The organism is Serratia quinivorans, assembly GCF_946227985.1.
Classification (GTDB): domain Bacteria; phylum Pseudomonadota; class Gammaproteobacteria; order Enterobacterales; family Enterobacteriaceae; genus Serratia; species Serratia quinivorans_A.
Window position 1 is genome coordinate 170,049 of sequence record NZ_CAMKGL010000008.1, and the last position, 26,026, is coordinate 196,074.

Sequence of the window (26,026 nt, forward strand, 5' to 3'; positions counted from 1 at the left end):
CCCCAGTGTTTCGGTAATAGGATTAAGATGGGTGGATCAGAACTTCCAGGTGAAACCGGCGTTGACGCTGTTGTCCTGGTAGTTTTGCGACAGCAACCCGCCGTAGCCCAATGACAGCGTGGCGTTCTTGTTCACCGCCACTTCCGCACTGGCTTTCAGCACCGCACCGTCACGCGACGCCGACACGCTGTTCACCACGAACGGGGAATTACCCCCGTTGAAGCGCAGCCCGGTGCCGCGATCCAGGTCGCCGTACTGATGCTGCCAGCCCAGTTCGCTGCGCAGCGCCACGCTGGTGGTTTTGCTCGCCTGCCACTCGGTATCCGCACGCAGCCCCAGCGTCGAGACCGTGGCGTCAGTGTGCTGTTTGTCGCCGTGCAGCGCCGCCGCCCCACCGTCCTCCGAGATACCGTTGTTCTGGAAGTTGATGTACGCCAGGTTGGCGAACGGCTCCAGATTCACCCAGTCGGCCTTCACGCTGTAACCCGCTTCGGCAAACACCTGCTCGGTGCGCGCGCTGTACTTCGCGGTTTCCCGATCTGACTGCATGCCGTAATTGACCGAGCGCGAGGTATCGAAACGGTGCCAGGTGTAGCCACCGCCGGCACGCAGCGCCAGTTCACCGAACTGTTTGCCGCCGTACACCGCCAGGTGGTAGTTGTCGCTGTCAGCATTGGAGCCGTAGCCGCCGTCCAGCGAAGTGCGGGTGTAACCGGTCGCCACCCCCAACCGCCAGTCGTCCGCCAGCGCCGAGTCCAGCCCCACCAGCACGCCGTAGGTCGAGGCCTGATAGCCGGTGGCATTGGCATCACCCGACGCATGGTCCCAGGCCCCCAGCAACTGCGCCCAGGCACCGCCGTCGTCGTCCGCCTTGATGTCCGGCGAGGTCGCCAGCCCTTCCGCCTGTCGCAGGCGGCCGTTCAACGCATCACGCAGGTAACGGCTGTCGTTGACCTGTGCCGAGGCGATATCCGCATGGATCTGCCCGGACAGCTGACGGAACGCCTGACGCGCTTCCCCTGCCGAACCGGCGTTGAGGATGCTCTCGTACACCGGGTTGCCCGCCGCCAGGGCATCCGCCGCGGCTGCTACCGCACGTTCGTTCCGGGTGGCAGCCACACTGGCAAAGGAAGTATCGTTACGGCCCACGTTCAGCGTGACCTGATTGGGTTGGTAGGTCAGCCCGGTGCCCAGGAACAGGTAGTTCGGTGCCACCGAATCAAACCGCCCGCTGATGCCCTGCTGGGCGGTCAGAATGTTGTATTGCTGGCCGAGCAGGCTGCGAACTTCGCTTTGCGACAGCAGATTGGCGCTGTTCTCCAGCAAAACAGCCACTTCACCGCCGCCGATCGTTGCCGATCCTCCGCTTTGGATCCGATCGCTCTGGCCGTTTGGCGCCACTTCCACCGCATAGCGGGAACCCGGCTCGAAGCTGAGGTTACGCGTTACGTTCAGCGTACCGATCGAGTTACCCGGTGCCACGGTACCGCCGCTGCGGGCCGTCAGTGACCCGACCGTCCCGGAGCCCCCCAGCACGCCGGCGTTTTGCACGGTGACATCCGAGGTGACCGAACCGTTAACCGCCAGCAGGCCGGTATTTACCCAAGTCGGGCCGGAATAGGTATTGGTGCCGGTCAGTACCAGCGCACCCTGGCCTTCCTTGGTCAGGCCGCCATGGCCGTAGATATCATTGGAATAGACCTCCACCGTACAGTGGTAGTCATCACAAAGACGAGCCTGCAGCGTGCCTTGATCGATTTGCGCCCCGAAGCCGGGAATGTTGGCAACAAACTGTGACGAGCCGTAAGCCACGCCTGTCGGATCCGGAATGCGAAACTCTTCAGGAATATCTTCGACGGTATAGAACATGCCCGGACCGTTAATCGCCTTGCCCAGATTGATCATCCCCCAGCCGTAAAGTGCATCGATGCCCGGTGCACCCATATCGGTGGCGGTGGTCTTCAACACGTCGGCAATTTGCGCCGACGTCATGTACGGGAAACGCTGCAGCAACACGGCAACCGCGCCGGTCACGTGCGGCGTCGCCATTGAGGTCCCATTTTTATTGCCATAGTCCGAGACCAGTTGATTCGGATCGGAACCGTTGGCCACGGTGCTGTAGATTTTACTGCCCGGTGACGAAACGCAGAAACTGGCGGTATAACCGCAGCGTGAAGAGAAGCTGCTGATGGTATAAGGCACGCTGTTGGTAGAGGCGGCATCCTGTGCGACGCTGGCAACCGACAGCCAGTTAGGCGCAATATCCGGCACAAAATAGGCCAGGCCGCTGATCACGTCCGGTTGGTTGTAGTTGCCGTCGTTACCGGCGGCGAACAGCACCAGAATATTTTTACGTGCCGCGTCGATCGCGCCCTGATAACCCGCTCCCGCCAGGCTGCCCAGCAGCGGTTTCACCTGATCAAACTGTTCCTGTGCGTCTTTCAGTTCGAAATGCAGCGCGTCGGGCTTTTTGCCATTATCCGATAAGAAATCGGGAATACTGACGCCCCAACTGTTATTGATAACCCGCACGCCATTGTTGATCATCGCCTGCCAACCGGCGTTGGTTACGCTGCCATCCAGCCCGAGGAATTCGCCATAGGCCGGGCCATCATTGTCGTTATCAACGCTGATTATCTGTGAGTCAAAGGCGACGCCATGCATGCCGGTACCGTCGCGATTGGCCCCGCTGATGCCGGCCACGTGTACGCCGTGGTTAACCAGCGTCACCCCATCGCCGTTATAGAAATGGAAGGTGCCGTCGAAGTAAAAACGATCGCCGGCCTTAATTCCCTTCCGATGCGGGTCGGTATAGGCGCGGTTACCCTGGGTCACCACGTTCACCAGCTTGCCGTCACCGGCGAATTCAGGATGCTTGTTCACCGGGGTATCGAAGATGCCCACCTTTTGCCCTTTGCCGGTATAACCCGCGGCATAGGCCTCGTCAGCGTGAATGGCCCCCAGTCCCCAGTTGGCATTGAACTCATTACTGCGCCAGCTTGCCGGATCGCCTATCTTGCCGCCTTCCATGTAGGGCGTAGCCTGTACGCCACCGGCCGCCAACAGCGCGCACAGCAAGGCGTTCAGTTTCCATGTCGGCGTCAATACCGGTTTATTCTTTCCTGTAGCTTGCTTCATTCCCTTATCCTTTTTGTTTTAGTCAAACCGCCCCCCGACGAGGCGGTTTGTCCCTCAGTTTTTTAAGATCAGAATTTCCAGGTGAAGCCAGCATTGACGCTGTTGTCCTGGTAGTTTTGCGACAGCAACCCGCCGTAACCCAATGACAGCGTGGCGTTCTTGTTCACCGCCACTTCCGCACTGGCTTTCAGCACCGCACCGTCACGTGAGGCCGACACGCTGTTCACCACGAACGGGGAATTACCGCCGTTGAAGCGCAGCCCGGTACCGCGATCCAAATCGCCATACTGATGCTGCCAGCCCAGTTCACTGCGCAGCGCCACGCTGGTGGTTTTGCTCGCCTGCCACTCGGTATCCGCACGCAGACCCAGCGTCGATACCGTGGCATGGGTGTGCTGTTTGTCGCCGTGCAGCGCCGCAGCCCCGCCATCCTCCGAAATACCGTTGTTCTGGAAGTTGATGTACGCCAGGTTGGCGAACGGCTCCAGGTTCACCCAGTCGGCCTTCACGCTGTAACCCGCTTCGGCAAACACCTGCTCGGTGCGCGCGCTGTACTTCGCGGTTTCCCGATCTGACTGCATGCCGTAATTGACCGAGCGCGAGGTATCGAAACGGTGCCAGGTGTAGCCACCGCCGGCACGCAGCGCCAGTTCACCGAACTGTTTGCCGCCATACACCGCCAGGTGGTAGTTGTCGCTGTCGGCATTGGAGCCGTAGCCACCGTCCAGCGAGGTGCGGGTGTAACCGGTCGCCACCCCCAAGCGCCAGTCATCCGCCAGCGCCGAGTCCAGCCCCACCAGCACGCCGTAGGTCGAGGCCTGATAGCCCGTCGCATTGGCGTCGCCCGACGCATGGTCCCAGGCCCCCAGCAACTGCGCCCAGGCACCGCCGTCGTCGTCCGCCTTGATGTCCGGCGAGGTCGCCAACCCTTCCGCCTGCCGCAGACGGCCGTTCAACGCATCACGCAGGTAACGGCTGTCGTTGACCTGTGCCGAGGCGATATCCGCATGGATCTGCCCGGACAGCTGACGGAACGCCTGACGCGCTTCCCCTGCCGAACCGGCGTTGAGAATGCTCTCGTACACCGGGTTACCTACCGCCAGGGCATCCGCCGCGGCTGCTACCGCACGTTCGTTCCGGGTGGCAGCCACACTGGCAAAGGAAGTATCGTTACGGCCCACGTTCAGCGTGACCTGATTGGGTTGATAGGTCAGCCCGGCGCTCAGGAAGGGAGAGAACGTTGAAGTAGAAGCAAACCGCCCGCTGATACCCTGCTGGGCGGTAAGTATGTTGTATTGCTGGCCGAGCAGGCTGCTCACGCTACCTTGCGACAGCAGGTTGGCGTTTTGTTCCTGCAACACCACGACTTCACCGCCGCCGATCGTTGCCGATCCTCCGCTTTGGATCCGATCGCTATGGCCGTTTGGCGCCACTTCCACCGCATAGCGGGAACCCGGTTCGAAGCTGAGGTTACGCGTTACATTCAGCGTACCGATCGAGTTACCCGGTGCCACGGTACCGCCGCTGCGCGCCGTCAGTGACCCGACCGTCCCGGAGCCCCCCAGCACGCCGGCGTTTTGCACCGTGACGTCTGAAGTCACCGAGCCGTTGATTGCCAGCAGGCCCTGATTGATCAGCGTCGGCCCCGCGTAGCTGTTGTTGCCGGTCAGCACCAGGGTGCCAATACCCTGTTTGGTCAGGCCACCGTGACCGGAAATGTTGTTGCTCCAGACATCCAACCCGCAATGCGTATCGTCACACACGCGTTCGGTCGGTTTGCCCTTGTCCAGTACCGCGCCGACCCCCGGCAGATTCACCACGAACTGCTCCGGGCCGTAAGCGCCGCTAATCCGAAACTCTTCAGGAATATCCTGCTCGGTAACAAACATGCCCGGGCCGTGGATTGCCTTGCCCAGATCGATCATCCCCCAGCCGTAAAGCGCATCGATACCCGGAGCGCCCATATCAACGGTAGTGGTCTTCAGCACCGAGGCAACCTGTGCGCCGGTCATGTACGGGAAGCGCTCCATCAGCACCGCAATGCTGCCGGCCACGTGCGGCGCCGCCATTGAGGTCCCGCTGTATTTGGCGTAACCGGTGGTCAGGTTATCTACGCTGTTGCCTTCGATGATTGAGCTGTACACCTTGGTCCCCGGTGCGGCAACGCAGAAGCTGGCGGTATAACCGCAGCGCGAGGAGAAGGTGCTGATGCTGTAATCACCGGTGTTTTTCGGATCCTGCAGACTGGCGACCGACAGCCAGTTGGGGGCTATCTCCGGCACGAAATAGGCCAGCCCGGCCATGGCGTCCGGGTTATTGAGGTTGTAATCGTTACCGGCGGCAAAAATGGTGACAATACCGCTGCGTGCCGCGTCAATTGCGCCCTGATAAGCGCCCCCGGCTTTTGTGCCAAGGATCTGTTTGATTTGATCGAATTGTTTTTGCGCGTCGGCGAGCGTGAAGTGGGGATAGGCCGGATCCTCGCCACCCTGATCAAACTTCTCAGTGATGCCAATACCCCAGCTGTTGTTGATAATGCGTGCGCCGCTGGCGATCAACGCATCCCAGCCGGCCTGGTACACCGCCCCATCGTTACCGAGAATGATGCCGTCTTCCGGGCCGGGGTCGCCGTTTTCCGCGCTGATGATTTGTGCGTTGAACGCCACGCCGTGCATCTCGCCGCCATCGCGATTACCGGCAGCTATGCCGCCCACGTGGGTACCGTGTGAACCCAGGGTGCCGTCGGAATCCACGCTGGGCGTGCCGTCATAGCGGAATACGTCGCCTTTTTTTACCGGAATGTAGGGATCGGTGTATTCGCGGATGCCGGTCGTCACCAGATTGATCACTTTGCCCTGGCTGGCAAACTCCGGGTGTTTGGCATACACCGGCTGATCGAAAATACCGAGCTTTACGCCTTTCCCGCTATAACCGGCGGCGTAGGCCTGATCGGCGTGGATCGCTCCCAGCCCCCATTCGGCGTTGAATTCGTTACTGCGCCAACTCGCAGGATCGCCCGACTTGCCGCTCTCTACATAAGGTGCAGCCTGCGCTCCACCGATCGCCGCCAGGCAAAAAAGCACAGCACTCCACTGTGCGCGATTAACGCCAATTTCAGGCCAGCCGAAGGCCGCCTGAACAGGCTTGACTCCTTTACGTTTATTTTCCATCACAGATACCGTCCATTGTTGTTTGCAAATGTCTTATTGATTTTTTGTGTAACAGTTTCGTAACACCAAATAAATAAAGCACAACAATCTCAAGCGCGCCTAATGGGTCAATGCGCGAAATGGCCTAAACGGCAAGACTAAGGATCGAGTAAACCGGGGGGGAAACATAAGGATCTTCGATGGCCAGGAGCCAGCGGAAAGAGTGAATTCTTCTTGCTGAGGATGAAATGTAATTAGATGATAAATAAGTATAATATAAACAAAACAGGCCGTATGGGTCTCTCCCTCGCGGCCTGTTCAACAATGCTTAAGATGCTCTTTTTATCAATTTTAATTATAACTATTGCCAATACTCACTCAGTGAAATGTGCTGATTTTCGCCGAGAAGGGCAGTAAAAATTGGACTATCATGCTAGCGGTTTTCTGTTGTTCATCGCATCTTCTTCAGCCTGGCGAATAATGGCTTTCGCCATCCATTGCGTCACATCCTGGATGCCACCGAGATCCAGTCCCCAAATATCTTTCAGTACCAGGAAAACTTCCGAACCATAGATCAGCGAGAAAGAATGAATCACCCGCTGTAACGCCTCGGGCGGTAGTTTATCCTGCAACGGCTCTACCGCCAGGTTGAGCAGGCGCTTGCGGTTGCCGCGGACGAACTTTTCAACAGGTTTAATGCTGCTCGATTGTGCCTCGGCCCATTGCTGGAGGGACAATAGCAATGCCGCGCGCAAAGCGCCCTCATGTTGCTCCATTTGCGGATAAGCAAAACTCAGTAATTGTTGGATCCGCGCCCCAGCATCATTGTCTATCGGCCGCCATTCAAGAATAGGTCCCAAACTCTCTGCAACCACCGCCGTAATCAATGCGCTCTGAGTAGGAAAATAACGATAGGCCGTCGCGCGGGAAACCTGCGCGTGCTGGGCCAATTCAGTAATGGAGGGAAAGGCCCCACCATCGAACAATACCATCGCGCTGGCGAGCAACAGCTTGCGGGTTCTGGCTCGTGTATGAGTCAAATTTTCGGGTAGATTTAATGGCACGACGACCCCTTTCTCACCAATCTAACGCAGGCCAGAACAAGAGCTCAGGCAAATATAGCCCACTGTAACAAACTTGCCTGACTCTGTGCTATCCAGGAGACGACGCAATTCTGTCCTTTCATTTATCTAATGAGACATTAATCTCATTTTTCCATCAAACCCACTTGCATAAATGATACTACAGTCTCATTATGATGATGAATTCACCGACTACGCTCAGCAACCTTAGTCAGCACCAGGGATTCAATTTAGTTAACTAATTAAATTATAATAAAATTATCAGAAAGCGTGGCGGCCATCCGAACCTACAATTCAGGAACAGGCTAATGAACAATAATCAGGCAATCATCTATATTGCGACAACGGCGGATACTAAAGGACGAGAACTGGCTTATGTTCGCAGCCTGATCGCCGATACCGGATTACCCACGCTAACCGTCGATTTATCTACTCATCATATCCCGGCCAGCTACCCTGCCGATGTTTCCGCCGCCACCGTCGCCAGCTATCATCCTGAAGGCGAGAATGCCGTATTTTGTGACGACCGAGGTAAAGCCATTGCCGCCATGGCCATTGCTTTCGAGCGATTCATGCTCTCACGCCAGGATGTTGCAGCCCTGCTTGGCCTGGGCGGTTCCGGCGGCACCGCATTGATTACACCTGCCATGCAACAATTACCCATTGGCCTGCCAAAGCTGATGGTATCGACCATGGCTTCCGGTGACACTTCCGGCTATGTCGGTGCCAGCGATATTGGCATGTTGTACTCGGTTACCGACGTCGCCGGGCTGAATCGTATTTCCCGCCTCGTGCTGGGCAATGCCGCACATCAAATTGCCGGCGCCGTTCGCTTTGCCACACCGATTGATACAGACAGTAAACCTGCCGTTGGGCTTACCATGTTCGGTGTCACGACTCCCTGCATTCAGGCAGTAACTGCGGCAATTGAAAATGAGTGGGATTGCCTGGTATTTCATGCGACAGGCAGCGGTGGCCAGGCAATGGAAAAACTGGTCGACAGCCATCTGCTGAACGGGGTATTCGATTTAACCACCACCGAAGTCTGTGACCATCTGTTTGGCGGCGTGCTGGCCTGTACTGAAGATCGCTTCGACGCGATAGCCCGTACCGGCATTCCCTGCGTCATGTCCTGCGGTGCGCTAGATATGATCAACTTTGGTCATCCCGGTACCATCCCTGCTCGCTACGCCGAACGCCAGTTTTACAACCATAATGCCCAAGTGACGCTGATGCGGACTACACCAGAAGAAAATGCCCAAATGGGCCGCTGGATCGGCGAAAAGTTGAACGCATGTTCGGGAGAAGTTCGCTTCCTGATCCCTGAGGGCGGTGTTTCAGCGCTCGATGCCCCAGGGCAAGCATTTTGGGATCCTGAGGCACTGGCTGCGTTCATCAGCTCGCTGGAAGCGACGTGGCAACCCACGGATAAACAGCGTCTGATCAAGACCCCTTACAACATCAACGATCCCCGCTTTGCCGACGCCGCCGTGCAACAGTTCCGGGAGATCTCTCATTCTTATTGATTGGAGTTACACATGGCCAAACACACTCGACAGGCATTACTGACCAAATTCAGGGGAATGATTGCTCGCCGCGAACCAATCATCGGTGGCGGTGCCGGCACCGGGCTCTCGGCCAAGTGTGAAGAGGCCGGCGGTATCGATCTGATCGTCATTTACAACTCGGGTCGCTATCGCATGGCGGGCCGAGGTTCCCTGGCTGGTCTGCTGGCGTATGGCAACGCCAATGAAATCGTGATGGACATGGCCAAAGAAGTCCTGCCGGTGGTCAAGCAGACCCCGGTTCTGGCTGGGGTCAACGGCACGGATCCTTTTTGCCACTTTGATAAGTTTCTCGATGAGATTAAAAACACGGGTTTCGCCGGCGTACAAAACTTCCCAACCGTCGGCCTGATTGACGGCAATTTCCGCGCCAACCTGGAAGAAACCGGGATGGGCTATGCGTTAGAGGTAGATATGATTCGGCTGGCGCATGAGAAAGACCTGTTGACCACCCCCTACGTTTTTAATGCGCAAGATGCGATCGCGATGACCGAAGCAGGGGCAGATATCATCGTCCCACACATGGGGCTGACAACCGGCGGCAGCATTGGCGCAGAAACTTCGTTGACACTGGCTGATTGCGTCCCTCTGATTAACGAATGGGCTCAGGCCGCCAAACAGGTTCGCGAAGACGTGATCGTCCTGTGTCACGGCGGCCCCATAGCCACGCCTGAAGATGCTGCGTATATCATGCAGCACTGTCCGTTAGTCGATGGTTTCTACGGCGCCAGCTCGATGGAGCGCTTACCTACAGAACTGGCGTTAACTGAAACCACGCGCCAATTTAAAAATATTAACAGAGATTGATGGGGAAATAGCTTACTCGCGCACAACATCAGGGAAACCCGTTGTTTAACGGGAAGTGAAGTCGCAGTGAGATAAGCAAAAGGGCCAGAGATTACTCTGGCCCTTTTTATTTACCACATGAAACTATTACTGTGCGGTCGTCATTTTCGACTTCATGTTATTCATGTGTTCCATCATTTTCTGTTCGCGTTTCTGATAATTCTCATTGTATTGTTTTTTCTGCTCAGGGGTCAGCAGGTTATACATTTTATTTTCAGCTTTGGCGCGCTCCAGCATATGTTCGGACTGTGCTTTGCTGATGGCATCAATTTGGGTTTTCGCTTTGGCTTCATCGAAGCTGTCGGAAGCGACCATGCTATGCAGTGCCTGGCGTTCCTCTTTGGTACCTTCGCCGCGTTTCTGGTGCGATTCTTTCATAATATCGCGCATTTGCTGGCGCTGTTGCTCGGTCAGGTTCAGGCCGGCAAACGGCCCACCTTTACCTTCACCTTTGTGATGCATCATTTTCATGTTCATCGGGGCGGCTTCAGTCGTGGTCGGTGCCGCCGTGGTATCTGCAGCAAAAGCCATGGAAGCAGAACCCAGTGCCAGAGTAGAGGCGACAAATAAAGCGGTCAGTTTACGCATAATCATTTCCTTAAAAATTATTCTTCATCAGGAGCGCTGTACGTGAACAGGCTCATCTTTCGTCGGAGATAATAATAGGCCGATAAATATATAGTAATGCGATGGAGTGTAAATTTATTAAAGCCCGAAACACTTTTATTCATCAATAATGAATGAATTATGAAGATGATGCGTATTATTTGGAAAGTTTGGTTTCCCACCGCATAAAACTCACCACAACATGACGTCTGTTTCTATAGGATTATTCCTGCCAGCGGCCCACTTTATTATAATGTAGACCCCTCTGCTACAACCGCCCTGCAACAAAATGATCGCGTGCCGATGCGCTAAAATCGCCCCAACCTCTCGAAATTTCAGGTTCTCACTTACACTTTAAAACGTGCGGCTATCTGACGATTACAGGGCAAAACTAATTATTGCTTATATAATAGTTTCATCCCTCGCCGGTGAAAAACGTGTTATATGATGGAGATACGTGCACTACGGCCACGCCCGGGCCAGAAACCTGCGGCTGCGCTCATCGCACAGACCTGGCTGTCGTGCCCTTTTGAGGAATCATCATGTTCGCAGACCAAGGCCCTATGCTTCTTAACGCCCACTTCGGCACCAACAGCCCTTATTGGCGGTTGGCGTTTGACAGCAATGCGTTGGCGTTGTCGGCCGTCAAAGGCAAAACCCATATGGCCGTGGCGCTCAGCGCTATGCAGGCGGCTAAAATCCGTCGCCTGAGCGGCATTACCGCCAGCCTTGATATCACCATCACGCTCGGCGGCGAACCGATACATCTGCATCTGGTTGGGCGGCGAGTCAACAATCTGGAATGGGCAGGCACCGCCTCCGCCTTCAGCGATACCCAATCGGTCGCCCGTGATTTGGTACACGGCCTTTCCTTTGCCGAACAGGTGGTGTCCGAAGCCAACTCCGTGATTGTGATTGTCGATCAGCACGGTCGCATTCAGCGCTTCAACCGCCTGAGCGAAGAGTACACCGGCCTGCACGAGCATGATGTTATTGGTAAAAACGTCTTTCAATTATTTATGAGCCCGGAGGAAGCCTCGGCATCACGGCGCAACATCGCCGGCTTTTTCCGTAATGGTTCATCCTATGAGGTAGAACGCTGGATCAAGACGGTGAAAGGCGAGCGGCTGTTTTTGTTCCGCAACAAGTTCGTCCACAGCGGCAGCGGTAAGAATGAAGTTTTTCTGATTTGCTCCGGTACCGATATCACCGAAGAACGCCGCGCGCAGGAACGTCTGCGGGTACTGGCCAATACCGACATCATTACCGGCCTGCCCAATCGCAATGCCATTCAGGACAAAATTACCCAGTCGATTGCCACTCGCGATGGCCACAGTGTTGGGCTGGTGTATCTCGATCTCGACAACTTTAAAAAGGTTAACGACGCCTACGGCCATATGTTCGGCGACCGTTTATTGGTAGAGGTGTCGCTGGCGGTGCTCGGCTGTCTGGATAACGACCAAACCCTGGCCCGCCTGGGTGGCGATGAATTCCTGGTGCTGGCCCAACAGGCCGACCGCGAAATGCTGCAACGCCTGGCCCAGCGTATTATCGACCGGTTGAAAACGCCGTTCCGTATAGGGCTTATCGAAGTTTATACCGGCTGTTCTATTGGTATAGCACTGTGTCCCGAACACGGCAACGACATCGACAGCCTGATCCGCAGTGCCGATACCGCCATGTATGTCGCCAAAGAGCACGGCAAACGCACCTATACCGTATTCTCGCCGGAAATGAATAAACGCGTCGCGGAATACATGTGGCTGGACACCAACCTGCGTAAGGGATTGGAACAAAATCAACTGGTGGTGTATTACCAGCCAAAAATAGAGACACTCAGCGGCAGAGTATGTAGCGTGGAAGCGCTGGTGCGCTGGGATTCCCCCGAGCGCGGCCTGATCCCACCGCTGCAGTTTATCTCCTACGCGGAAGAGTCAGGTCTGATCGGCCCGCTTGGCCGTTGGGTGCTGCAGACCGCCGCCAAACAGGCCGCTCAGTGGCAACGACAAGGGTTACCACTGCGGGTCGCGGTCAATCTTTCCGCCCGCCAGTTGGTGGATGACTCTATCGTTGAAGATCTGGCGCAGGTGTTGCAGCACAATCAGTTGACTCCCTGCCTGCTGGATTTCGAACTCACGGAAAGTAGCCTGATTGAGGATGAGAAACGCGCTCGCGAAGTGATCGCCCGGTTACGCCAACTGGGTGCACAGGTCCATCTTGATGATTTTGGCACCGGTTACTCTTCGCTGGCGCAGCTGGCACGTATTCCGCTGGATGCCATTAAACTGGATAAAAGCTTTGTGCGTGGGGTGAATGATAACCCGGTTTCACAATCGCTGGTGCGTGCCATCGTCGCGGCGGCCGAAGCGCTTAAATTCCGGGTGATCGCCGAAGGCGTAGAGACAGAAAGCGAAAATCGGTTCCTCGATGAAATCGGCGTGGATGAAAAACAGGGGTTCCTGTTTGCGCAGCCAATGCTCCCGGAGCAGCTGGAGCATTGGCTGCAGTCCTATCGCCCGCCATCCTCCTCAGCGTGAGGCGGGCAGGGTAACATTAGCCGGCACGACGCAGGTTCACCGTATGACGGTCCTGCAGCATCACCAGACGTTCGATATAGGCGCGATCTTTCTCCTCGATGGTGAAGGCCGAATGCACCCAGTCTTCGGTAATGTCCATTAGTTCCGAACGCGTCAACTGCAACACCCGCTGACGGGCACGCAGCATGGCACGCATACCGTTCAGTTTGGGCCGAATGGTATCGATAAAGGTACGGGTAGCCACATAGGCGTCGCCGGGCTGGAATAACTGATCGACCAGGCCGCGGCTTTCAAACCACTCCGCGGTATGCGACTCGCCGCCCCAAATCAGCTCTTCCGCCAGGCGCATGTTTCCTTTACGCGCTACCAGCGAATAGCCGCCCATGCCGGGGAACAGGTTAAACGCAATTTCCGGGAACCCCATGCGCGCATTGTTCTGTGCCAGAACGAAATGGTGCGCCAGCGCCGCCTCAAAGCCACCGCCCAGCGCACTGCCCTCGACCATCGCGATGCTAACCGCTCCGGTATCAAATCCGCGAGCCGCCGCATGCACGCAATCAATGCAGGCCCGTGCGTAGGCCATCATCGCCTCACGTTTGCGATTTTTAATCGCCTCGGCGAAGAACTGCAAATCGCCACCCACGTTGAACATATTGGGCACCAGCGAGCCAGTGACCCAAAAGTCAAACTGCAATGATGACTCTTTAGCTGCCTGCGCCAACGTCATGATGTCTTCAATTAACGCCTGATTGAAGCAAGGGCGCGGTTCCGCGCGCAGCAGCATCCACATGATGTGCCGCTCTTCCTCATAGTAGGCGGAAATCTGTGTCAAATTGCCCGCTTCGGTAAACGGACGACAGGTGGGGTGATTAAGTAATTTCATATGACCTTCCATTTTATCCAGTGATAACAGGTGAAACCGTTCCAGCCCCTACGGCTGCAGTCACGCGGCGGTTGGTAAACCGCAGCGCCACATCATGAGTAAACGCTTTCTTGGTGATGAAACAGATAAAAATTGGAGGTCGATGAACGAAAAAAACCCCGCTGGCACGGGGCTGATATAAGAATTTTACCTATTGGCAGGCAGTAACATTTCACCCGGTGAACGAACGCGTTAAGCTCACAAATTAGCCGGTTGCCCCACCCGGCGGCCAAATCAACGTACCTTTTGGCTATAATCAAGGTTGAGAGAGCCTCTACCCTAAAGACTTCGAGTTGCAGGAAGGCGGCAACTGAGCGAATCCCGATGAGCTTACTTGAGTAAGTGATTTGGGTAAGTGAGGGCAGCCAACGCGCATGCAAGTTGAAGTATGACGGGTATATTCATCGTTAAGGAAATCGTGACGTAATGCCTACAGGATCAGATAAAGACCCCCGTCAGCCCAACAGTGAAGCGCCGCAAAAGCCACTGATCGCCATCAAAACCGGCCACCAGACTATTGACCGGCGCATCTCCGGTTTTTCACGCCTGGTCGAACGCATCAAGGCCTGGCCAAGCATCGCTCACCTGCTCCGCGCCACCGAGCGCTTTAACGATCGTCTGGGCAGCCAGTTCGGCGCCGCTATCACCTATTTCTCGTTTCTTTCGCTGATCCCGATTTTGATGGTGTCGTTTGCCGCCGTCGGCTTTGTGCTGGCATCCAACCCTGACCTGTTGACTGGGATAATTAATAAGATTGTTGGCAGCATCAGTGACCCTACGCTGGCCAGCACGCTGAAAAATACCGTCAATACGGCAATTCAGCAGCGCACCACCGTGGGGCTGACCGGTCTGGCGCTGGCGCTGTATTCAGGCATCAGTTGGATGGGTAACCTGCGTGAGGCGATCCGCGCGCAGTCGCGTGACGTATGGGAACGTAATCCGCAGGATCAGGAAAAAATCTACTTCAAATACACCCGCGACTTTATTTCGCTGAGCGGTTTGGTGGTGGCGCTGATTATCACCCTGACGCTGACCTCCATCGCCGGCTCGGCACAGGCGGCGATTGTCCGTGCGCTGGGCCTGGAAGGTATCGAGTGGCTGCGGCCGGCGATGACGCTGATTGCGCTGTCGATCTCCATCTTCGCCAACTATCTGCTGTTCCTGTGGATCTTCTGGATGCTGCCGCGGCATAAGCCGAAGAAAAAGGCGCTGCTGCGCGGCACGCTGCTTGCCGCCATCGGTTTCGAAGTGATTAAGTTTGTGATGACCATGACGCTGCCCCAGGTGGCTAAATCGCCTTCCGGTGCCGCCTTTGGTTCGGTCATCGGGCTGATGGCGTTTTTCTATTTCTTTGCCCGATTGACGCTTTTCTGCGCTGCCTGGATCGCCACTGCGCAGTATAAAGAAGACAAAACCCTGCCAGCCTCCGAGCAATCTGCCCCCTGAAGCAATGCAATCATACCGGCCACCCTCTGGTGGCTGGTTTTTTATTCCGACATTTAGCCAACTACCCAGCATATAAAACCAAACAAGACCTATCACACCGGCAAAACCCAGCATAACAAACTACCTGATAACTTTTCTTTGCGGCTTTTACAGATGTTAAGTCTGCAAATCATTCATTTGGCAACGTTAAAAACCACGCAGAAACACACCAATGAAACATTAAGCTTTTTAACCGGTTAATTCCCGCATTGTACAAAGTTTCACCATTGAAAAGGCATTTTGCTATGACTAAGATGGATTTTTACCAATCCAAAATATAAGAAAAATTATGCAAGCCTCCATCGCACCAACTCTGGACGCCGACGACGCGCCAACACCCGTCAACTCACGCGGAAAAGTGATTGTCGCCTCGCTGGTCGGGACCGCCATCGAGTTTTTCGATTTCTATATTTATGCCACCGCGGCGGTGATCGTATTCCCGCATATCTTCTTCCCGCAGGGCGATCCCACCACCGCGACGCTACAGTCGCTGGCCACCTTTGCCGTCGCCTTTGTGGCGCGTCCGATTGGCTCGGCGCTGTTCGGCCACTTTGGCGATCGCGTGGGGCGCAAGGTGACGCTGGTCGCCTCGCTGCTCACCATGGGGATTTCCACCGTGTTGATCGGCTTGCTGCCGAGCTACGAAACCATCGGCATCTTCGCCCCAATCCTGCTGGCGCTGGCGCGATTCGGTCAAGGCCTGGGGCTGGGGGGTGAATGGGGCGGAGCCGCCTTGCTGGCGACCGAGAACGCCCCGGCCAAAAAGCGGGCACTGTACGGCTCGTTCCCACAGCTGGGCGCGCCTATCGGTTTCTTCTTCGCTAACGGGACCTTCCTGCTGCTCTCCTGGCTGCTGACTGACCAACAGTTTATGGAATGGGGCTGGCGCGTGCCGTTTATCCTGTCCGCCGCCCTGGTGCTGATCGGCCTGTACGTGCGCGTATCGCTGCATGAAACTCCGGTATTCGCCAAGGTGGCCAAAGCCGGGAAACAGGTAAAAATCCCGCTCGGCACGCTGCTGAGCAAGCATCTGAAGGCGACCATCCTCGGCACCTTTATCATGCTGGCGACCTATACTCTGTTCTACCTGATGACGGTTTACTCAATGACCTACGGCACTACGGCGCAGCCGCTGGGGCTGGGCTACTCACGCAACAGCTTCCTGTGGATGCTGATGGTGGCGGTGATTGGCTTTGGTGTGATGGTGCCAATTGCCGGCCTGCTGGCCGATGCCTTTGGTCGCCGCAAGACCATGATCGTTATCACTCTGCTGATGATCGCCTTCGCCTTCCTGTTCCCAAGCATGCTGGGCTCCGGTAACCAGGCGCTGGTGATGGGCTTCCTGCTGTGTGGTCTGAGCATCATGGGCCTGACCTTCGGCCCGATGGGCGCGCTGCTGCCAGAGCTGTTCCCGACCGAAGTGCGTTATACCGGGGCCTCGTTCTCGTACAACGTGGCGTCAATCCTCGGGGCGGCAGTGGCACCTTATATCGCTACCTGGCTGGCAACCCATTACGGCCTGTTCTACGTCGGGCTGTATCTGGCATCCATGGCCTGTCTCACGCTGATCGCCCTGCTGCTGATGAAAGAAACCCGCGACCAGTCGCTGTAACCCTGCTTATGCGGCCCCTGCCTGCGGGGCCGCACTTCCCGCGCTGTCTCCTGTCATAAAATCAGACTATGCTGAATGCTTCGCCTTTTACGGAAATGGAAATCAATCATGTCTTTGCGCCGCAGACTGTTTTTGTACGTTGCGCCGTTGGTAATGGCCGTCATTGTCATTGCCGGCGCGCTCTGGATATGGGTGAAGCCACCCCAATCGAGCGCGCTGTGGCGTATCGTCAGCCAACAGTGTTTGCCCAACCAGCAGGCGCATAGCAATCCGGCCCCCTGCGCGCAGGTGGACCCACAGGCCGGTTTTGTGGTGTTCAAAGACCGTAACGGGCCGTTGCAATATCTGCTGATGCCAAGCGCTAAAATCACCGGCATTGAAAGCCCCGCGCTACTGGCTGCCTCCACCCCGAACTTCTTTGAGCAAGCCTGGCAGGCACGGCACTTTATGGCCGATAAGTATGGTAAGGCGATCGACGACGCCGATATTTCGCTGGCGATCAATTCAGCCTATGGCCGGACCCAAAATCAGTTGCACATTCATATCTCTTGCCTGCTGCCGTCGGTAAAAACGCAGTTGGCGCAGTACGCGGCGGATTACAGCGAGCGGTGGGAGCCGATGCCTGGCGGCCTGCTGGGCCATGACTATCTGGTGCGCCGGGTGACGCCTGAAGAGTTGCAAAAACAGGGTGCTTTCCGCCTGCTGGCAGATGAGGTTGCACGCTCAAAGGGCCGTATGGGGAGCTTTGGCCTGGCGATGACGGCATTGCCGGGCGGCGATTTTCTGTTGCTGGCCACCGAGCGCAGCCTGCTGCCGTTTACACTGGCTTCGTCAGAAGAGATCCAGGATCACGACTGCCAGGTATTGAAGTAAAACGGCCCGCGGGATATCCGCGGGCCTTCACGATCATTTCTTCTGCTTCATCTGCTGAAGGATTTTCCCGCACTGGTTTTCTTCACCGCCTTCGCTGGGAGAAACCAGTGCCAGCAGGGCCGCCGCCGGCGTTAGCACCACGCCAAGTGCCACCGCCGCCGCACCGCGTGCAATCAGCGGGCCGGCCTTCACACCGGCATCCGGGTGCGCAAAAGTGCCTTTCACGTACAGCGGTGAACGCAATGTCAGCACCCGCATGCCTTTGCTTTCCGGATCGATGGACAGGTCCAGCCGCTCGGTAGCGAAGTTGGTATTACCGCTGATATTGATAATCGCATTCTCGGTGTCGAACACAAACAGCCGTGGTGTCGCCACGCCGTCACGGATACCGACATCCGCCGCCGCGCAGTTGATCCCCACGACGTCATCACCAAATAGCTGCGCCACCAAATAGTTGCCGACGTTCAACCCGAGAATTTCCATCAGGCTGCGGCTGATCACCCCGTTGTTAATCACCATGCGCAGATCGCCGCTGCTGGTCGCCAGCAAATCGGCGACCGAATTGCCGCTGCCGGTCAGTTTGGCATCGCCGTTCAATTGCCCCAGGCTGCGTTTCATCGATCCTACATCCGGCAGCAACTGCTTGAGCTGGAATTTACGCGCATGCAAATCCGCCCGACCCTGCATCGGATTTTTGCTGCCATCGAGACGGACGGTCGAATTGAGGTTACCGCCCGCCACGCCGAACCGCAGCGGATCCATCACAATGACGCCGTTATCCAATTGCAGGTGGGTATAGAGGTCGCTCAACGGTAACGAACTGCCGTGTTCAATGCGTTTGGCGGTGAATTTGACGTCCGCATTCATCACCTTCCAGCTTTTGGTATCAAATTTCTCTACCGGCAGCACTTTGCCCGCAGGCTGGCGACTCTTCTCACCGCGACCGGCTTTTTCCGTATTGGAGTCGGCACCAATCAGCGGCGCCAGATCGGCAAAACGCAGCTGTTTCGACAACACTTCGCCGCTCAGCGTAGGCCGGGGTTTGCCGGCGACATATTTCAAATCGCCGTGGATATCGCTGTCGCCAATTTTGCCGTCGAATTTCTGGTACTGGAACACCGCCCCGCCTTTCTCGTGCAACCGGGCAGTCAGGTGACCATCGGTGGAGTATGGCGGGGTATTGGGCAACAGCACGCCGGTGAGGGCATACAGGTTACCCAGGCTTTCGCCGGAGAATTTAAGCCGCAGATCCAACCCGCCAAGGTTCATCGGGTCGGACAACGTCCCCACCACCACCACCCGAGTAGAACCGGAGCGTACGTCAGCCTGCAGCGGGAATGGCACCTCGGCATTCTGCAACGACAGCATGCCGCCAATCTTGCCACTGCCCGATAACGGCTCGCCGTTGTATTTGCCTTTCACCTTCCAACCGAAGATATAGTCTTGCGGGATCGCTGTGGCAGCGTCTTTTTTGCCGGTGACTTCACTGAATGGCAAAGGCTTGCCGAGTGGATCAATCTCTGCGCGGAAATCGGCCTTCAGCGTGGCGTCCTTGAAAGCAATCTGGCCGCGATCGAAGACGATGTCATGAATGTTCACCGACCAGGCAGACGGCGGCTGGTTTGGGTCACCGGCCAGGTTGAACGTCCAGTTATTCTCGCCGTTGGCCAGCCGCTGCAAGCTGGCGTTCGGCTGTTTCAGCCAGATACGCGGGATCAACAGTTGCTTGCCCAACAGTGCCAGCGGCGAGATGCTGGCTTCGACGCGCTGCAACTGCACCATGCTGTCGCCAGGGATATTTTTCGGGTTTCCCAGTACCACATCTTCAGCATGAATTCGCGGCCAGGGTACCCAGGCGCGCCAGCCACCTATATCTTTATCATCGCGTGACCAGTCCACCCCTAAATCGCCACGGATGGCGAACGGACGATGCAACTCGGCCGACACCTTGTCATTGATGGTCGGTTTGAGGCGGTTCCAGTCGAAGGTCAGCACAAAGACCACCAACGCGGCGATGATCAGCAGCACAATGCCGCCAACCCAAGTGAACGCTTTTCCTGTTCTTGTCATAACTGCTCCCTGAACGCAATAACTTACCCGTAAATTGAATAAGTGGCTTTACCAAGCCTAGCCGAGAATAGGCAAGAGTTCACGCTTTCGAGGACGATGGGGCTCAGGCCGCAGGCATGGAAAATCGCGTAGGCAGGGTTTGCAAGGTGTCGAAATGGGCCGGGCGAGAAAGAAAGTAACCCTGGGCAGCCAGTGCGCCAGAGCGCTGTACCAGTAACCATTCCTGCTCGGTTTCCACCCCTTCGACGATCACCCCTTCGCTATGCTGGTTCATCATTTTGATCAGGGTGACAAGCAACTGGACGCCATCTTCCGTTTGCTTGAGCAAGGTGAATAACTCACGCGCAACCTTGATATATTGATAACGCCAGGTACTGACGGCAGAGAAATTCGCCAGGCCGCTACCGAAGTCATCCAGCCACAGCCGCTCGGCACCGGCAATCTGCTGCAACGGACTGTTTAAAGCCATCCCGGCGTGCTCCACCAGCTTAAAGCGCAGATAGGGCATGCCGGCAATCTGACGTTGCAACGCGCCGTGCTGCTGCAATGCCTGCAAGGCAATACCGTCGATATTGACCGACACCATCAATCCGTGGCGGGTCAGCAGCGGCTGCCAGTACTGCAGCAGTTCAAGCTGTTCCTGAATGATCTGTAGACGTTTGCGGACGTCGAGAGCAGCGAAATAATGCTCCGGCGACAGAGGTTTTTCCGGGGTGGCTGGGTGATATATCGCCGTCAGCAGCTCGAGCGCCATTAAAGTGCCACAGATGCGATAGATCGGCTGGAAGGTGTATTGCCGTCGGCATTGCCGCCAATAATGCTGTGCTTTGATCTGCGTGCATACGGCGAGGAGTGGCGCCAGCAGGCCCGTGCTCATCTTGGTTATCATTGGTACTGTCGCCATTGAAGGGGAATGAAAACGCTCTGGCTGCGCTATTGGCTCCCTGGGTTTATCGGCAACAGACAATAAAACTTTAAGCGGTGGCTAAAGCCTTCTACATTGAATATACCCTATAGCTTTCAAGTTGCAGCTAGGCGACCAGTTCGCTTATCCCCAGGCGCTTACTTTAGTAAGTAACTGGGGTGCGCGAGTGCAGGTAACAACACTGCAGCTTGAAAGATGACGGGTAAAGCGGTATCAAAATCCAAGGAAAAAACATGCCCTACGTAAATATCAAAATTACCCGCGAAGGCGCGACGCCGGAGCAAAAGAAACAGCTGATCGCCGGGGTGACCCAACTGCTGGTGGATACGCTGGGTAAGAATCCGGCTACCACCGTGGTGGTCATTGACGAAGTAGAAACCGACAACTGGGGTATCGGTGGCCAAAGCGTCACCGACCTGCGCGCCGCGGCTAAATAACGGCCGGAGGTTGGCTACGCATCGGGAAACTTTTTAGTTTCCCGATCGCTGTCATAAATAAATTAAAACGTTGTTTTATTTTTATTGACTCCCTCGCCCCTTGCATTGAGACTGGCTTTATTTCACATCAATTCATCTTCTTCTTTCAGCCAGGGCTCGTTGACTATGACCACCCAAAATCTTGCCGTGATCGGCGAATGCATGATTGAACTGTCGCAGAAAGGCGCGGACTTGAGCCGCGGCTTTGGCGGAGATACGTTAAACACCGCCGTCTACATTGCCCGCCAGGTGGCGGAAAGCGCGCTGCAGGTGCATTACGTGACCGCACTCGGCACCGACAGTTTCAGCCAGGAAATGCTGCAGGCGTGGCAACAGGAAAAGGTCAACACCAGCCTGATACAACGGCTGGAGAACAAGCTGCCTGGGCTGTACGTGATTGAAACCGATGCCACCGGCGAACGCACCTTCTATTACTGGCGCAACGACGCTGCCGCTCGCTACTGGCTGGCTGGCCCGCAGGCGGAAAGCCTGTGCGAGCAACTGGCCCAATTCGATTATCTGTACCTCAGCGGCATCAGCGTGGCGATCCTCGATACGGCCAGCCGCAGCAAGCTGCTGGCATTGCTAAGGCAGTGTCGCGCCAACGGCGGCAAGGTGATTTTCGATAACAACTATCGGCCGCGCCTGTGGCAAAGCCGGGAAGAGACGCAGCAGGTTTACCGCGAAGTGCTGGCCTGCACCGACATTGCCTTCCTGACCCTGGATGACGAAGACCTGCTATGGGGCAAACTGCCGCTGGAACAGGTGGTGCAGCGCACCCAGCAGCTCGGCGTGAAGGAGATAGTGATTAAACGCGGCGCAGATAGCTGCCTGGTGTTCAGCGCCGAAGGCAGCGAATTTGAGATCCCGGCAGTGCGTCTGCCTAAAGAAAAGGTGGTGGATACTACCGCGGCAGGCGATTCCTTCAGTGCCGGTTATCTGTCGGTGCGTTTAACCGGCGGTGATGCCGTACAGGCGGCGCAGCGCGGTCATCTGACCGCCAGCACGGTAATCCAACACCGCGGAGCCATTATTCCACCGGCAGCGATGCCGCAATAATTCCGGCCCTGTAGAAATGCGAAAGGCCAGCAACAATGCTGGCCTGTTTATTGGACTCGAAAACCAATCTTAATACCCTATGGATTTCAAGTTGTAGCTAGGCGCCAAGCTATCTCATCCCCAGGAGCTTACTTTAGTAAGTGACTGGGGTGTGATAGTGCAGGTAACAACGCTACCGCTTGAAAGACTCCGGGTATTTAGCCTGCTACCGCGATGCGTTTCATATCGGTCATATACCCGCGCAGCTTGCGGCCAACGGATTCGATCGGGTGATTACGTACCGCTTCGTTCACGTCACGCAGTTGCGCGTTGTCTACCGAAGTACCGGCTACAGATTTGCCCAGGTCACCCGCCTGCAGGGTGGTCATGAACTCTTTCAGCAGCGGCACTGCCGCGTTGGCAAACAGATAGTTGCCGTATTCTGCGGTATCAGAGATAACCACGTTCATTTCGTACAGACGCTTACGCGCGATGGTGTTGGCGATCAGCGGCAGCTCATGCAGTGATTCGTAGTAAGCGGATTCTTCGATGATGCCCGCATCAACCATGGTTTCGAATGCCAGTTCAACACCGGCTTTCACCATCGCAACCATCAACACGCCATGGTCAAAGTATTCCTGCTCGCTGATTTTACCTTCGAACTGTGGCGCATTCTCGAACGCCGATTTGCCGGTCTCTTCACGCCAGTTCAGCAGTTTCACGTCGTCTTCTGCCCAGTCAGCCATCATGCCGCCAGAGAAAGCGCCGGAGATGATGTCGTCCATGTGTTTCTGGAACAGCGGTGCCATGATCTCTTTCAACTGCTCAGACAGCGCATAGGCACGCAGTTTGGCCGGGTTGGACAGGCGATCCATCATCAGGGTGATGCCGCCCTGCTTCAGCGCTTCGGTAATGGTTTCCCAACCGAACTGGATCAGTTTTTCTGCATAGGCCGGGTCAGTGCCTTCGGCAACCAGTTTGTCGAAGCACAGCAGCGAACCCGCCTGCAGCATGCCGCACAGAATGGTCTGCTCACCCATCAGGTCAGATTTCACTTCGGCAACGAAGGAAGATTCCAGTACGCCCGCACGGTGGCCACCGGTCGCCGCTGCCCAGGCCTTGGCAATCGCCATGCCTTCGCCTTTCGGATCGTTTTCCGGGTGAACCGCAATCAGCGTCGGCACGCCGAAACCACGTTTGTATTCTTCACGCACTTCAGTGCCAGGACATTTTGGCGCAACCATCACTACGGTGATGTCTTTACGGACCTGCTCGCCCACTTCTACGATGTTGAAACCGTGGGAGTAGCCCAGCGCCGCGCCGTCTTTCATCAGCGGCTGTACGGCACGAACGACCGAGGTATGCTGCTTGTCCGGCGTCAGGTTAACCACCAGGTCTGCCTGTGGGATCAAATCTTCGTAAGTCCCTACCTTGAAGCCGTTCTCGGTCGCTTTACGCCATGAAGGACGTTTTTCGTCGATGGCTTCCTTACGCAAGGCATAGGCTACGTCCAGACCGGAGTCACGCATGTTCAGACCCTGGTTCAGCCCCTGCGCGCCACAGCCGACAATCACCACTTTTTTGCCTTTCAGGTAGCCGGCTTCATCAGCAAATTCTTCTCGTGCCATAAAGCGACACTTGCCCAATTGCGCCAACTGCTGACGCAGGTTCAAGGTGTTGAAATAGTTAGCCATGGTGGTACTCCAGTGAGATGTTGTGTCTTGCTTATCCGTCGTCTTTCAAATTGCAGCGTTGTTATCTGCACTAGCTGCAAATTGAAATACATGGGATGCATGTTATTTTCATTCCCCGCCCTGTCTGTGCGGAGATTCGTTAAACTCAATGTATAACAGGAAACGCGTTGCTTAAATTGATATATTACGAATGTGATATTGCAATTTATGCAACACTCTTGCTGCGAGCGTACTGATATGGATTTGCGTGATTTAAAGCTATTCCTCCATCTGGCTGAAAGCCATCACTTTGGCCGCACCGCCAAGGCGATGCACGTCAGTCCTTCGACGCTGTCCCGCCAGATCCAACGGCTGGAAGAGATCCTCGGCCAGCCGCTGTTTTTGCGCGATAACCGCACGGTGCAGCTCACCGATGCCGGTGAACAGTTAAAAGATTTTGCCCAGCAGACGCTGCTGCAATACCAGCAACTGAAACATGCGCTGGGTCAACATGGTCCTTCGCTGAGCGGCGAATTACGGCTGTTTTGCTCGGTTACCGCCGCTTACAGCCACCTGCCGCCGATCCTCGACAGGTTCCGCGCGCAGCATCCACTGGTAGAAATAAAACTGACCACCGGTGACGCCGCCGATGCGGTCGATAAAGTGCAGTCCAACGAAGCCGATCTCGGCATTGCCGGTCGGCCCGAAACCCTGCCCACCAGCGTGGCGTTCACTAAAATCGGTGAAATCCCGCTGGTGCTGATTGCTCCGGCCCTGCCTTGCGCGGTACGCAGCCAGGCGTTTGCCGAACAGCCCGACTGGGCCAATATTCCGTTTATCCTGCCGGAGCACGGCCCATCGCGAAAACGCATCGAACTGTGGTTCCGTCGCCAGCGCATCGCCAATCCGCTGATTTACGCTACCGTTGGCGGCCACGAGGCCATTGTTTCTATGGTGGCGCTGGGCTGCGGAATTGCGCTGATCCCCGGAGTGGTGGTGGAAAACAGCCCGGAGCCGGTGCGTAATCGCATCTCGCAACTGGAGAATATTTCCATGGTCGAGCCGTTCGAGCTGGGGGTTTGCGTGCAGAAAAAACGCCTCAGCGATCCGCTGATCGACGCTTTCTGGCGTTTACTTTAAACGACCGTTGATTCGCTATCATTCGATAAATAAAGATAAAAATACCCTATGGATTTCAAGTTACAGCTAGGCGCCAAGCTCGTTCATCCCCAGGAGCTTACTTAAGTAAGTGACTGGGGTGAGCGAGTGCAGGTAACAACGCTGTGGCTTGAAAGACGACGGGTTATTCATAGATCCGAGGGATCGACCTGCTTCATCGCCTCCACCTGCATCAGCCAGTGGTAAAGCGGTTCCAGCTGCAGGAACCCTTGCGCCAGTGTCTGTACCAACCCGGCATTGAACAGCGTTTCCACCTGACTGTCGGTCGCCATCACCGCAAAGGATTTGCGGTTGTACCAGGTGGCGATTTCTGGCACCTGCTCTTTCACCAACGGCCGCTTGTAGCTTTCACCCACCAGCTCGAACGGTGGCCGGCAGCAGGCCGCGACCTCCAAAAAGGGCTGCGGTCGGCGTTGCAGCGTATGGCGAAACAGATCCATGGTCGGTTTGTTGGCGCTGTAATAACCCAGCCCATAGCGCAACATGTCCGGCCCCAGTTCGAAGAAGTAGACCGGCGCGTCCTTCCAGTCTTTGCTTGGCCGTTTGAACGTCAGCCACATGCGACTGCGGTAGCGCGATTTGTCATGGGAAAAACGCGTGTCGCGATGGATGCGTGACAGCGTTTTACCGATCGCCGGCCGGGTCTCGAACAGGGGATCGATCGCCAACATCGCCGGGCTCAACTCCGCCACCAACGTACGGAATGGCGTCAGCAGTTCGCGATCGTAAACGTCACGGTTGGCCTCAAACCATTCCTTGTCGTTCTCAATGCGCACCTGCTGAAGAAAATTCAGGCCCTGCTGGCTAAAACCGTTAAATTTATCTGTCATGCGCCGTCCTTGTCGGTTTT

At 56.0% G+C, this 26,026-nt stretch carries 18 protein-coding genes; 9 read left to right on the plus strand and 9 right to left on the minus strand.

From position 1 onward, the window contains the following. Positions 1-36: 36 nt before the first annotated feature. The 3 genes from OCH02_RS18955 to OCH02_RS18965 all read right to left on the minus strand — a co-directional run bounded on the left by OCH02_RS18955 (position 37) and on the right by OCH02_RS18965 (position 7,351). Positions 37-3,138 (minus strand): autotransporter outer membrane beta-barrel domain-containing protein, encoded by a 3,102-nt coding sequence (locus OCH02_RS18955; protein ID WP_261432525.1) that lies wholly within the window; start codon positions 3,136-3,138, stop codon positions 37-39. 68 nt (positions 3,139-3,206) lie between these two features. Further along, on the minus strand, positions 3,207-6,308 hold the full coding sequence (locus tag OCH02_RS18960) for an autotransporter outer membrane beta-barrel domain-containing protein (RefSeq protein ID WP_261432526.1): 3,102 nt from the start codon (positions 6,306-6,308) through the stop codon (positions 3,207-3,209). A 407-nt stretch (positions 6,309-6,715) separates the two neighbouring features. Continuing rightward, positions 6,716-7,351, minus strand: a complete 636-nt coding sequence (locus OCH02_RS18965) for a TetR/AcrR family transcriptional regulator (RefSeq protein WP_261432527.1) — start codon at positions 7,349-7,351, stop codon at positions 6,716-6,718. Between the two features lie 326 nt (positions 7,352-7,677). Between OCH02_RS18965 and OCH02_RS18970 the strand changes: the two genes are divergently transcribed. Together OCH02_RS18970 and OCH02_RS18975 are read left to right on the plus strand one after the other, a co-directional pair. Beyond that, positions 7,678-8,895, plus strand: coding sequence for a Tm-1-like ATP-binding domain-containing protein (locus OCH02_RS18970; protein ID WP_261432528.1), 1,218 nt, complete (start codon positions 7,678-7,680; stop codon positions 8,893-8,895). Positions 8,896-8,907: 12 nt separating this feature from the next. Next, complete coding sequence (locus OCH02_RS18975; protein ID WP_261432529.1) at positions 8,908-9,741, plus strand: phosphoenolpyruvate hydrolase family protein; 834 nt, start codon at positions 8,908-8,910, stop codon at positions 9,739-9,741. Positions 9,742-9,867: 126 nt separating this feature from the next. Here OCH02_RS18975 and spy read toward each other — a convergent pair whose 3' ends face one another. Then, the gene (spy, locus tag OCH02_RS18980) at positions 9,868-10,368 is read right to left on the minus strand and encodes an ATP-independent periplasmic protein-refolding chaperone Spy (RefSeq protein WP_261432530.1); all 501 of its coding nucleotides are present in this window, start codon (positions 10,366-10,368) and stop codon (positions 9,868-9,870) included. A gap of 560 nt (positions 10,369-10,928) precedes the next feature. On the opposite strand from spy, the gene pdeR reads away from it, so the two are divergent. Beyond that, entirely contained in the window at positions 10,929-12,923 is a 1,995-nt protein-coding gene (gene pdeR, locus OCH02_RS18985) for a cyclic di-GMP phosphodiesterase (RefSeq protein ID WP_261432531.1), read from the plus strand. A gap of 16 nt (positions 12,924-12,939) precedes the next feature. Here the strand turns inward: pdeR and OCH02_RS18990 are convergent, their stop codons facing one another. Further along, entirely contained in the window at positions 12,940-13,806 is an 867-nt protein-coding gene (locus tag OCH02_RS18990) for a crotonase/enoyl-CoA hydratase family protein (RefSeq protein WP_261432532.1), read from the minus strand. A 465-nt stretch (positions 13,807-14,271) separates the two neighbouring features. On the opposite strand from OCH02_RS18990, the gene yhjD reads away from it, so the two are divergent. The 3 genes from yhjD to OCH02_RS19005 all read left to right on the plus strand — a co-directional run bounded on the left by yhjD (position 14,272) and on the right by OCH02_RS19005 (position 17,815). Continuing rightward, on the plus strand, positions 14,272-15,291 hold the full coding sequence (gene yhjD, locus OCH02_RS18995; protein WP_174355048.1) for an inner membrane protein YhjD: 1,020 nt from the start codon (positions 14,272-14,274) through the stop codon (positions 15,289-15,291). A gap of 328 nt (positions 15,292-15,619) precedes the next feature. Continuing rightward, positions 15,620-16,942, plus strand: a complete 1,323-nt coding sequence (locus tag OCH02_RS19000) for an MFS transporter (protein ID WP_135318459.1) — start codon at positions 15,620-15,622, stop codon at positions 16,940-16,942. Between the two features lie 75 nt (positions 16,943-17,017). Further along, a complete protein-coding gene (locus OCH02_RS19005; protein WP_410001267.1) occupies positions 17,018-17,815 on the plus strand; it encodes a CDP-diacylglycerol diphosphatase in 798 nt (265 codons plus the stop codon). A gap of 33 nt (positions 17,816-17,848) precedes the next feature. On the opposite strand, the gene OCH02_RS19010 is transcribed toward OCH02_RS19005, so the two are convergent. Further along, positions 17,849-19,885: an AsmA family protein gene (locus OCH02_RS19010; RefSeq protein ID WP_261432534.1), complete on the minus strand. Its 2,037-nt coding sequence runs from the start codon at positions 19,883-19,885 to the stop codon at positions 17,849-17,851. A 103-nt stretch (positions 19,886-19,988) separates the two neighbouring features. Then, positions 19,989-20,774, minus strand: coding sequence for a cyclic-guanylate-specific phosphodiesterase (pdeH, locus tag OCH02_RS19015; protein WP_261432535.1), 786 nt, complete (start codon positions 20,772-20,774; stop codon positions 19,989-19,991). 269 nt (positions 20,775-21,043) lie between these two features. Between pdeH and OCH02_RS19020 the strand changes: the two genes are divergently transcribed. Together OCH02_RS19020 and OCH02_RS19025 are read left to right on the plus strand one after the other, a co-directional pair. Then, positions 21,044-21,247: a 2-hydroxymuconate tautomerase family protein gene (locus tag OCH02_RS19020; RefSeq protein ID WP_012147423.1), complete on the plus strand. Its 204-nt coding sequence runs from the start codon at positions 21,044-21,046 to the stop codon at positions 21,245-21,247. Positions 21,248-21,412: 165 nt separating this feature from the next. After that, on the plus strand, positions 21,413-22,345 hold the full coding sequence (locus OCH02_RS19025) for a sugar kinase (protein ID WP_261432536.1): 933 nt from the start codon (positions 21,413-21,415) through the stop codon (positions 22,343-22,345). A 197-nt stretch (positions 22,346-22,542) separates the two neighbouring features. Here OCH02_RS19025 and ilvC read toward each other — a convergent pair whose 3' ends face one another. Beyond that, the gene (gene ilvC, locus OCH02_RS19030) at positions 22,543-24,018 is read right to left on the minus strand and encodes a ketol-acid reductoisomerase (RefSeq protein ID WP_017894390.1); all 1,476 of its coding nucleotides are present in this window, start codon (positions 24,016-24,018) and stop codon (positions 22,543-22,545) included. Between the two features lie 237 nt (positions 24,019-24,255). On the opposite strand from ilvC, the gene ilvY reads away from it, so the two are divergent. Next, positions 24,256-25,137, plus strand: coding sequence for an HTH-type transcriptional activator IlvY (gene ilvY / locus OCH02_RS19035; protein ID WP_261432537.1), 882 nt, complete (start codon positions 24,256-24,258; stop codon positions 25,135-25,137). 167 nt (positions 25,138-25,304) lie between these two features. Here ilvY and OCH02_RS19040 read toward each other — a convergent pair whose 3' ends face one another. Continuing rightward, positions 25,305-26,006: a DUF2461 domain-containing protein gene (locus OCH02_RS19040; RefSeq protein WP_261432538.1), complete on the minus strand. Its 702-nt coding sequence runs from the start codon at positions 26,004-26,006 to the stop codon at positions 25,305-25,307. Between the last annotated feature and the right edge of the window lie 20 nt (positions 26,007-26,026).